The sequence below is a fragment of the Vibrio sp. V42_P2S4T144 genome, assembly GCF_009904715.1.
GTDB lineage: Bacteria > Pseudomonadota > Gammaproteobacteria > Enterobacterales > Vibrionaceae > Vibrio > Vibrio alginolyticus.
In genome coordinates this window covers 1-9,574 of the sequence record NZ_WXWS01000423.1, presented here as the reverse complement: position 1 = coordinate 9,574, position 9,574 = coordinate 1, and the positions used below count along the sequence as shown (strand labels likewise).

Annotated in this window: 10 protein-coding genes; 5 read left to right on the top strand and 5 right to left on the bottom strand. The window is 45.9% G+C overall.

The genetic code is table 11. The features are described from left to right. Positions 1-232 precede the first annotated feature (232 nt). From CAG68_RS14250 to CAG68_RS14235, 4 genes are all read left to right on the top strand, one after another. A complete protein-coding gene (locus tag CAG68_RS14250; RefSeq protein WP_005373953.1) occupies positions 233-958 on the top strand; it encodes an NUDIX domain-containing protein in 726 nt (241 codons plus the stop codon). A 32-nt stretch (positions 959-990) separates the two neighbouring features. Next, on the top strand, positions 991-1,644 hold the full coding sequence (locus tag CAG68_RS14245) for an isochorismatase family protein (RefSeq protein ID WP_054730622.1): 654 nt from the start codon (positions 991-993) through the stop codon (positions 1,642-1,644). A 29-nt stretch (positions 1,645-1,673) separates the two neighbouring features. After that, positions 1,674-2,030 (top strand): VOC family protein, encoded by a 357-nt coding sequence (locus tag CAG68_RS14240; RefSeq protein ID WP_005373957.1) that lies wholly within the window; start codon positions 1,674-1,676, stop codon positions 2,028-2,030. Positions 2,031-2,184: 154 nt separating this feature from the next. Further along, on the top strand, positions 2,185-3,078 hold the full coding sequence (locus CAG68_RS14235) for a DMT family transporter (protein ID WP_005373960.1): 894 nt from the start codon (positions 2,185-2,187) through the stop codon (positions 3,076-3,078). On the opposite strand, the gene CAG68_RS14230 is transcribed toward CAG68_RS14235, so the two are convergent. Further along, entirely contained in the window at positions 3,079-3,819 is a 741-nt protein-coding gene (locus tag CAG68_RS14230) for a DeoR/GlpR family DNA-binding transcription regulator (RefSeq protein ID WP_017635127.1), read from the bottom strand. A 217-nt stretch (positions 3,820-4,036) separates the two neighbouring features. On the opposite strand from CAG68_RS14230, the gene CAG68_RS14225 reads away from it, so the two are divergent. Further along, positions 4,037-4,516, top strand: coding sequence for a peptide-methionine (S)-S-oxide reductase (locus CAG68_RS14225; protein WP_054701515.1), 480 nt, complete (start codon positions 4,037-4,039; stop codon positions 4,514-4,516). 38 nt (positions 4,517-4,554) lie between these two features. Here the strand turns inward: CAG68_RS14225 and CAG68_RS14220 are convergent, their stop codons facing one another. The 4 genes from CAG68_RS14220 to CAG68_RS14205 all read right to left on the bottom strand — a co-directional run bounded on the left by CAG68_RS14220 (position 4,555) and on the right by CAG68_RS14205 (position 9,502). Continuing rightward, positions 4,555-5,610: an NAD(P)H-dependent flavin oxidoreductase gene (locus CAG68_RS14220; RefSeq protein WP_033906298.1), complete on the bottom strand. Its 1,056-nt coding sequence runs from the start codon at positions 5,608-5,610 to the stop codon at positions 4,555-4,557. Positions 5,611-5,797: 187 nt separating this feature from the next. Continuing rightward, positions 5,798-7,201 (bottom strand): ethanolamine permease, encoded by a 1,404-nt coding sequence (gene eat, locus CAG68_RS14215; RefSeq protein ID WP_054728670.1) that lies wholly within the window; start codon positions 7,199-7,201, stop codon positions 5,798-5,800. An 11-nt stretch (positions 7,202-7,212) separates the two neighbouring features. Then, a complete protein-coding gene (eutC, locus tag CAG68_RS14210) occupies positions 7,213-8,097 on the bottom strand; it encodes an ethanolamine ammonia-lyase subunit EutC (RefSeq protein WP_017635123.1) in 885 nt (294 codons plus the stop codon). Then, positions 8,090-9,502, bottom strand: coding sequence for an ethanolamine ammonia-lyase subunit EutB (locus tag CAG68_RS14205; protein WP_005388715.1), 1,413 nt, complete (start codon positions 9,500-9,502; stop codon positions 8,090-8,092). The genes eutC and CAG68_RS14205 overlap by 8 nt, the downstream gene beginning before the upstream one ends. Positions 9,503-9,574 lie beyond the last annotated feature (72 nt).

The following is a 9,574-nucleotide window of genomic DNA, read 5'->3' as shown; positions in this document are numbered from 1 at the left end:
ATAAACACCCATCTATAGTTTGTCAACTTTTGTTACTAACCACTCATTTTTATAAGGTTTTTTTGTCTAGAATTCGAGCAAGCATTGTGAATAAGTCAGAGTCATCCGTAAATTTATGCTCAAACCGTATTACGAACACTACCAAAAACGTTTCTAACAACTCGTTACTTACCCATTGATTGACCACTTGTTATGCGCTAGATTACTTACAAATCAATATTAGGACCCAACCATGATCGTATCTGTCGACATTATTCCATTCAGGCTATCTGGCTGTGCCGATAAGGGATTGGAAGTGTTGTTGATTAAACGTTCAAATCCAAATCGGCCATACCATGGAGTCTGGGCACTACCGGGCGGATTTGTCTTTGATAAAGACTTAACCAGTGAAGGCGGACGCCCGGCCGATGAAAACTTTGAAGCGGCGCGTCGCCGAATTTGCCGTGAGAAAATCCATACCTACCCTCGCCATTTTAGCGAAGCATTTATCGACGGTGATCCAAAGCGCGATCCAGAAGACTGGAGCTTAAACATTACGCACTACGCCTTAGTTGATCGTAACAATGTAGAGCAAATAAATAATGCAGGTGTACCGGAATGCCAACTTAAATGGTTTTCGCTACAGGCTATTCTCAATGGAGAAGAAACCCTCGCATTTGATCATCAAAAAACCATTGAAAAAGCGTGGCAAAAGCTTCGTGCATCCATTGAATACACATCGGTTCTTTTGTTTGCATTAGACAAAGAGTTTTTGGTTGCGGACATCATTTCTGCTTATCAAGAGTTTGGTATTGATATCAGCCGAATGACGATTAAGCGCCGCTTGATAGATTCGGGCGTACTAAAACCCACTAATAAAGTCGCTTCTACCAACAAAGGTAAAGGTGGAAAACCCGCAATGGTATATACGCTGACTAGCGACGAAGTAACCTTTTTTCAAAACTGTTTGCGTGGATAAACGCAGACAATCAGACAGACAAGGAGTCTGCCATGACTGTTCGAGTAAACTATCAAACTACAGCAGTGATCGACGTTGATCCAGAGAAAGGCTTTAGTGAGTTATGTCCAAATGAACTGCCCGTTGCAGGTGCGTTGGAAATCGTACCGGAGCTTTTGAACAATCATGCCAAAGGCCGATTAAAACTGGTCAGTCGTGACTTGCACCCACCGAAAGCAAAATGGGATGCAGAATCGCCAGCCAATATGCTTGAGCCCGTTGGTTTACCGAATGTGGATATAAAGTGGAACCGTCACTGTGTGCTTGGCACAACAGGTTCTGAGCTGCTAGATGGTTTACCACCCGTGTTGGACTACGATTTTCAAGTTAATAAAGGCATGGATCCTGATGCGCACCCTTACGGTATTTTTTTCCATGATATTGCCGACACCAGAACGACAGGCGCGCATGAATTTCTAAAGTTCAACGGGATTGATACCTTAGTTATCGGTGGCCTTGCCTTAGACTTTTGCGTGAAAAAATCCGTCATGCAAGCGCTGGAACTTGGCTACAATGTGGTAGTTAATCTTGCTTCAACTCGTGCGGTGCTGCCTGATAATGTAGAGAATGTGCTGACAGAGCTCAGAGATAATGGCGCATTATTTGTCGAAAAAGCGGACGACATCATCGTAGAAAAGTTCGCCTAGAAACGATAGTAACCGAGAAGGATTTCACCATGCATCAACATGAAAAATTGAATTACGTTGAATTTGGTTCCACTAATGTCAGTGCGACCAAACAATTTTTTGAGCGTGCTTTTGACTGGAGCTTTACCGATTATGGCCCAGAATATTCTGCATTTTCAGGACAAGGGTTGGATGGCGGATTCTTCAAATCTGAGTTTATAAACCAAACCGCAAATGGTGGCGCACTTTTAGTATTTTATAGCTCAGACATTCAGGCCACTCAGGCAAAAGTAGAGCAGCATGGTGGAAAAATTATCCGCCCTATTTTCGAATTCCCCGGCGGCTGTCGATTCCACTTCACTGAACCGAGTGGAAATGAATTCGCAGTATGGTCAGAGAGCCATTAAGTCATCACAAATCAACAACACACCATCAACGTGAGCCCAAGCTAGCCAAATCCGGAACTGGCATTACATTTCTGGTTGACCTCATCCTTGGTTTAATTCACTGTTAGCGCAACAATTAATCGATGAGGCGCTAGACCTCGACCAAGGATGTCAAATGACTGCCGTCAGTTTTTTTCGCTTACTCTGCCTCGCTGCTATTTGGGGTGGCTCGTTTCTGTTTATGCGAGTCGCCGCCAACACATTCGGGCCGGCTTACTTAATCGAATTTCGAGTTACATTTGCCGCCGTCGCTTTGTTATTGATCGCCGTATATTTGAAGAAGAAACTCACGTTAACTGCGCATACTAAACACTTCTTTATTATTGGCTTATTCAATAGCGCAGTTCCATTTTTACTCTTTGCGTACGCAGCCCAGACACTGAATGCATCAACTTTAGCAATATTGAACTCAACCGCCCCAATATGGGGAGCACTAGTTGGCTTTGTTTGGTACCGCAGCCCACTCACAGCGAAATCTGTTCTCGGTATGCTAATAGGCATTGGAGGCGTTGCAGTCTTGGTCGGCTTAGATACTTCAACCATAGGTGAAGAAGCCATGCTCCCTATTGCCGCCAGTTTGATGGCTTCTTTCAGCTATGGCATTGCTACCAACTACACTAAAAATGCGCCACAAGTACCTGCTTTTGACAATGCTCACGGCAGCATGTGGGCGGCGGTTATTTGGGTACTGCCGCTGCTACCATTCTTACCAATGCGTGCAGAACCAAGTCATTTCGAATGGAGCTCTGTTGTCACGCTCGGCGTTGTATGCACAGGGTTCGCTTATTTGCTCTATTTCCGCTTAGTTTCTGATATCGGCCCAGCGTCAGCACTGACTGTCACTTTTCTTGTTCCTGTTTTTGGTATCTTATGGGGCTACTTGGTGCTAGATGAGCCCGTCGGCTCTAACACCATCATAGGAACAATTCTAGTGCTTAGCGGCACTATGCTAGTCACCGGTTTCTCCCCAACAGCAATGCTCGCGAAGAGAAAACGAAGCGTGGCTTAATCAGCCTAATATAACTTCCACACCTCGCTTTTTGATTTGTTCAAGGTCGCTTTTCGGAGCGGCTTTGTCAGTCAGCAGCACTGATATTTCGTCAGTCTTACCAATTGATGAGGGATAAATTTGCCCAAATTTACTAGAATCCGTTAGAACAATATTGCGCCTTTTTTTCGCAATGATGGTTTCTGCAATCTCAGCGCGCATCATGTCGCGGCTAGTAAAGCCAGTGTCTTGATGGAAGCCGTCAATACCCAAGAAGGCCGTGCTGAAATGAATGTTCTCAATACACAACTTAGTCAGCGGTCCGACCAAGCTCTCGCCTTGGTGCTGATACACGCCACCAAGCAAGATAATGTTGGCAGAAGTGTTACGGATGAGATGGGCGATATACGCCGATGGCGTAATAATGGTCACATCGCCGCGCTCAGCCAATGTCCGAGCCAACAACGCATTGGCACTGCCTCCTTCAATCAGCACTGTCTCATTCGGTGCGACCAAATCCGCAGCTTGGTTTGCGAGCGATTGTTTAATATCGAAACGTACTTCTAGGCGGGCATCAATGTCATCACTTTGCAACGCGGTAGCTGCGCCGTGAACGCGCTTTAGGTAGCCCTGTTGCTCCAGAAAGTTCAAATCCTGTCTGATGGTCACGCCCGACACGCCAATGATGTCAGAAAGCTCCGTGACTTGAACGCGTTTACGGTCGTTCACTAATTGCAGGATTTCATTTTGTCTTGGGTTCACAGATTCGCTCCTTATTGATGAGCTTACAGTATACTCACCTGATGTTTCATATGAAAAGAACTTGAAAGTAAAAAGGAAAAAACGCGTGGTCTGATTAGCCAAGCTGCACCTTGCGAATATCGCTCCCATCAACAGATAATAGGGCAACGAAAATGGGATGGAAGAAGAGGGGTTAGCTCCCTACATCCCAACAACGGTAAAGACTAGGATAAAAGTAATGGAAGAAATTTACTTCGCAGGCGGTTGCCTTTGGGGCGTGCAAGAATTTATGCGCCACCTTCCGGGCGTAATCAACACAGAAGCCGGGCGAGCAAATGGCACAACGGATAACACTCAATCCGAATACGATGGCTACGCAGAGTGCGTGAAAACCCAGTTCGACCCTGAGCAAGTTTCGGTTGAAACTTTAATGGGGTATTTGTTTGAGATAATCGACCCTTACAGCGTTAACAAGCAAGGTGAAGACGTAGGTGAGAAGTACCGTACTGGTGTTTATAGCCAAAACGAACAGCATCTCACCATCGCGAAAGCGTTTATCGCAGCACGACCGGACGCCGACAAGATCGCCGTAGAAGTACTGCCACTCACGAATTATGTACCAAGTGATGATGAGCACCAAGACAGACTCACAAACTTTCCGAATGATTACTGTCACATCCCATTAGATTTACTACATAAATACAGGGATAACTCGTAACCATTCAGTCAGCATCGCTTTAAAAGGCAAGATGCATATCAGTTTAAATCGATGCCTTCCACTAGTGACAATGTCATTTCTGCCGCCGATATTTCCTTACAACCCGACGAGTTTTGTCCGCACCACAACGGTGTGAATTCATCTCGGTTTTGCTTTTCCATAAGCGCTCTTAGTTGAGCCATTTCAATGGAGGCGTATGGGAATTTCGGCGCAAACTCACTGATGTAGCCTAGCTCCGACATCGCGCGATTCACAATGCCTCTCGCTGGTCGGCCCGAGAAAACATTGGTCACTGCGGTATGTTGCGCGCGTTCACTGGCAATGGCATATCGATGTAAAGACGATGTTTTCGCCTCATCACACAACAAATAGACGCTGCCAACTTGAACGGCACTCGCTCCTAATCTCAACGCGGCTTCCACCCCACTTCTATCAGCGATTCCGCCTGCAGCAATAACGGGCAAATTCACCCGTTTGGCGATTTGTGGTAATAACGCCATCAAACTTAATTGAGTAGTTAAATCATCCGATAAAAACATACCTCGGTGTCCACCAGCCTCCAAGCCTTGGGCGATAATACCGTCAACGCCTTTTGCTTCTAGCCAAAGTGCTTCGTCCACCGTGGTCGCTGACGAAAGGATCTTCCCTCCCCACCCTCTAATTCGAGCTAACAGATCATCGTCTGGCAAACCAAAGTGGAAACTGATCACTGGCGGTGCAAATGGTTCAATCGCGTCAGCAATATCATGATTGAAAGGCATCCTTGTCGGAGCGTTTGGCTGAGCCTGAACGGTTGCATCAACCTCGGAAAAATACGGTTGCAGCGTTTTTTGCCACTTTTCGTGCTTGTTGGCGTCATACTCCGGCATTTCATGGCAAAAGAAATTGAGGTTAAACGGTCGGTTAGTTGCCTGCTTGATAAGTTGAAGTTCTTTTACGATGGCGTCTTTGTTCAGCATTCCACAAGGTAACGAGCCAAGCCCGCCAACATTACTGACGGCGATGGTCATTTGGCTGTCTTGCACACCGGCCATTGGCGCTTGAATAATCGGTAACTCTGTTCCCAAAAGTGTATTAAATACCTTGTTTATCATGATCTTTCCTTGAAAACTTAACCTTTACCTGTGATGGATCTGCGCCATCGTTATCCAGACTAGACTTTCACATGATTAAACACTTATAAAGTTAAAGTGATGCATTTGTGCGCTATGCACTTTTGATAGAAATGACAAAGGGAGCCTATGGCTCCCTTAATATGCTGAATAACAAGAATCAAAGTGACTATCGTACGACATCTGATTCAAGCTCTAGCTCTGCCACAGACAGCATGGCAAACTCTTCCTCGGCGGTTGCTGCCACCAATTTGTTGCGGCTGTATAACCCATAATAAACACCACCGATAAGAAACAATCCCATTGTCATGAAAAAGGCCGAGGGATCAAAAGCATAAACACCTGTCATTGCGATCAAAGAAAGCACCAGAGAAATACTCGAAGTAATTATCCCACCAGGCGTTTTATATGGACGAGTTAATTCCGGCTGTTTAATTCGCAATAAAATATGGCTCAAGGACATTAATGCGTACGATACAGTCGCACCGACAACAGCCATCGCCAAGATTAAGTCCCCCTCACCCGTAAGTGAAACCAAGAACCCAAAAACGCCCGGAACCAAAAGCGCACGAGAAGGCACTTTTTTGTCACTGGTTAATGACAAAGTTTGCGGTAAATAACCCGCGCGGGAAAGCGCAAACACCAAGCGACTGTAACCATAAATGATTGAAAAGAAAGAAGCGATAAGGCCAGCCAATCCAAGTAAGTTCACGGCCATTGCTACCGTTGAATTGCCCGTAAGCTTTAGGGCGTCAACTAATGGCACCGCGCTATCGCCTATGACCTTTGAGCCAACCGCACCAGCCAAAAGGACGACTACGAGAGTTGCGGTTAGCAATAAAAACATCATCGCACCAATGATGCCTTTGGGAACATCTTTTGCCGGATTTTTTGCCTCCTCTGCCGCTAAAGGCACACCTTCAACCGCAAGAAACAACCACATTGCAAATGGCAACGCAGCCCATACGCCATACCACCCAAACGGCAAGATTTCTGTTGCCTGAGCCGTCGCCGGAGCAATATCGAATAAGTTATTAACGTCAAAGTGACCAATAAGCACAGCAGCAGTAATTAGAATAGCTAGCACAGCCAAACCGCTGATGACCATCATTACTTTGAGAGCTTCGCCAACCCCTGCCATATGAATAGCGATAAAGACGGCGTAGAAAAGTGCGTAAACAACAGGACCATCGATACCAACCAATTCATTAACTGCTGAGCCAATAAAAATCACTATCGCAGCAGGCGCGAGCGCATATTCAATCAAAACTGATAAGCCAGTGAAAAAGCCACCTGTCGGCCCCATCGCCTGTCTTGCGAAGCTGTAACCACCACCCGCAGCAGGAATAGCCGCAGACATTTCAGCTAAAGACAATACTAGCGTGAAATACATTACTGCCATCGCGATAGCAGCAATAAGAAAGCCTCCCCATCCTGCTTGAGCGATGCCAAAGTTCCAACCGGCGAAGTCACCAGATATAACATACGAGACACCTAAGCCCGCAAGTAAAATCCAACCTGCGGTGCCTCTTTTTAGCTGCCTTTTGGCCAAGTACTCCTGATGTTTAGACATAGTAAATCCTTCTACTTTGATGAAATTAAAAAGTTGTCGCTGTGTTTATCTTCAACGCTTGCGCCACTTGGCTCATTGATATCGGAGCGATCTTTCAGATTCACTCCTGACAGTTGTAATTTTCGAGCCTCCTTGAGCAAGTAAAATGCGCGTTCACAGGCATCGTCATAGTTGAGCCCCTGGGGACGCACATTGGAAATGCAGTTTCTTTGGGAATCTTTAGAGCCTCGTTTAGCCCCCCAAGTGAGATACATACCCATGCTATCCGGAGAAGTTAGACCGGGTCTCTCTCCAATTAAAACCAGCACGGCCTTGGCGTTAAAACATTCACCAACATCATCCCCTACCGCTACTCTTCCTTGCTTTACGATTGTGATAGGTGCGAATTTCCATTGATGTTCATCATCAGCGCTTAAAAGAGAAATCAATCGAGTAACAACAGGCACGGCATGGTTTTGAATTGCGACGGAAGAAAGTCCATCAGCAATAACAATCGCAAGATCAATGTCAGTGTTATGCTCATTTGCTATCAAGTTGAGCGTTTGCCAAGAAGATTCATCGAGTTGCCTTCCTAAATCGGGCCTTTGCAGGTACATAAGCCGATCACTTACTCGGCTGCTCACTACCACTGGAGGCTCTAAGGTATTTTCAAGAATCGAGTAAGAGTCCGACAAACCAGCAACGAGAGACTCAATATTCAAACTGCAATGCACTGCATCCATAGCTTGGGCATGATCCAACTGAAATGAGAGTAACTCGTTGGTTGGTACACTGTTCCCGCTACGACCCAGAGCGATCCGAGCAGAGGTGAAGTCACGTAACTTGCCCCACGGGTTGTATGTGACAACTTCAGACTCATCTTGTGGGGACTGAGCAATGGTGATTACTTTACCCATGAGAATACCCCTTATTCAGTTGGTTAATTGCTCCCGAAAACGAGCGAGAGATTTGCTCACTTAACCGAACGTCTTGCACGCTCTCGAAAATCTGCATCTCCATTAACCATTGTTCGAACTCTGGTGCTGGCTTCAAACCGAGTACTTTTCTTGCGTAAAGGGCATCGTGAAATGAGGTAGTTTGATAATTGAGCATGATGTCATCAGACCCTGGAATACCCATGATGAACGAGCACTCGGCCACACCTAATAGTGTCAGCAAGTTATCCATGTCATTCTGATCGGCATAGGCATGATTGGTGTAACAGATATCGCAACCCATAGGTAAACCAAGCAACTTCCCACAGAAATGATCTTCAAGCCCAGCACGAATAATTTGCTTGCCATCAAACAGATACTCAGGGCCAATAAACCCAACGACAGTATTAACCAACAAAGGATCGAACTGTTTCGCGACAGCATAAGCGCGGGCTTCACAAGTCTGTTGATCGACCCCATGAAATGCATTCGCAGACAGCGCTGTACCTTGTCCGGTCTCAAAATACATCACATTGTTTCCTACACTGCCTCGATTCAAAGACAACGCAGCTTCATGGGCCTCTTTCAAAATCGACAAGTCGATTCCGAAGGTATCATTCGTCCCTTGCGTGCCGCCTATCGACTGAAAAACGAGATCGACTGGTGCACCCATTTCAATGGCTTCGATCGTGTTCGTGACATGAGTTAACACACAAGACTGAGTCGGTATTTGATAGTGTTGAATCACCTCATCCATTAAGTTCATTAACTTAATAGCTTGAGGTACATTATCTGTTGCCGGATTGATACCGATAACCGCATCGCCATTTCCGTACATCAGACCATCAAAAATGGTCGCTGCGATACCGTTGAGAGAATCAGTGGGATGATTCGGCTGTAAGCGAGTAGACAGGCGACTCGGCAAACCTATCGTATTCCGAAAAGCCGTGACAACTTGGCATTTTTTAGCAACGAGAATCAAATCCTGGTTGCGCATAATCTTACTGACTGCGGCCACCATTTCTGGTGTTAAACCTTGACGAATTTTAGCCAATGTTTCACCATCGGCTTCTTCACTCAGCAGCCAATTTCGAAAATCTCCGACCGTCAAGTGCTCAATCGGCTTAAAGGCTTCAAGGTCATGTGTATCGATAATTAGGCGAGTGATATCGTCGCTTTCGTATGGAATAACCGCCTCGTTAAGAAACGTTTTAAGTGGTAACTCAGACAGCGCCATTTGTGCGACTACACGTTCTGCCGCTGACTGAGCACAAACCCCGGCTAACGCATCGCCTGAGCGCTCCGGTGTCGCTTTCGCCATCAAGTCAGCTAATGACTTAAAGGTATAGACTTTACTTCCTTGTTGCCGACGATAAGTTGCCGTCATTGCTCTTCCTCTTCACTATTTGGTTCGCTTTTTGCTGAACTATCAATAAGCTTTAAGAAAGTATTGCCAAAT

Excerpts from the sequence above, each read along its gene's own strand:
- CAG68_RS14240 (WP_005373957.1), top strand. The coding sequence starts at position 1,674 with ATGCATCAACATGAAAAATTGAATTACGTTGAATTTGGTTCCACTAAT.
- CAG68_RS14250 (WP_005373953.1), top strand. The coding sequence starts at position 233 with ATGATCGTATCTGTCGACATTATTCCATTCAGGCTATCTGGCTGTGCC.
- CAG68_RS14225 (WP_054701515.1), top strand. The coding sequence starts at position 4,037 with ATGGAAGAAATTTACTTCGCAGGCGGTTGCCTTTGGGGCGTGCAAGAA.
- CAG68_RS14235 (WP_005373960.1), top strand. The coding sequence starts at position 2,185 with ATGACTGCCGTCAGTTTTTTTCGCTTACTCTGCCTCGCTGCTATTTGG.
- eutC (WP_017635123.1), bottom strand. The coding sequence starts at position 8,097 with ATGGGTAAAGTAATCACCATTGCTCAGTCCCCACAAGATGAGTCTGAA.
- CAG68_RS14220 (WP_033906298.1), bottom strand. The coding sequence starts at position 5,610 with ATGATAAACAAGGTATTTAATACACTTTTGGGAACAGAGTTACCGATT.
- CAG68_RS14205 (WP_005388715.1), bottom strand. The coding sequence starts at position 9,502 with ATGACGGCAACTTATCGTCGGCAACAAGGAAGTAAAGTCTATACCTTT.
- eat (WP_054728670.1), bottom strand. The coding sequence starts at position 7,201 with ATGTCTAAACATCAGGAGTACTTGGCCAAAAGGCAGCTAAAAAGAGGC.
- CAG68_RS14245 (WP_054730622.1), top strand. The coding sequence starts at position 991 with ATGACTGTTCGAGTAAACTATCAAACTACAGCAGTGATCGACGTTGAT.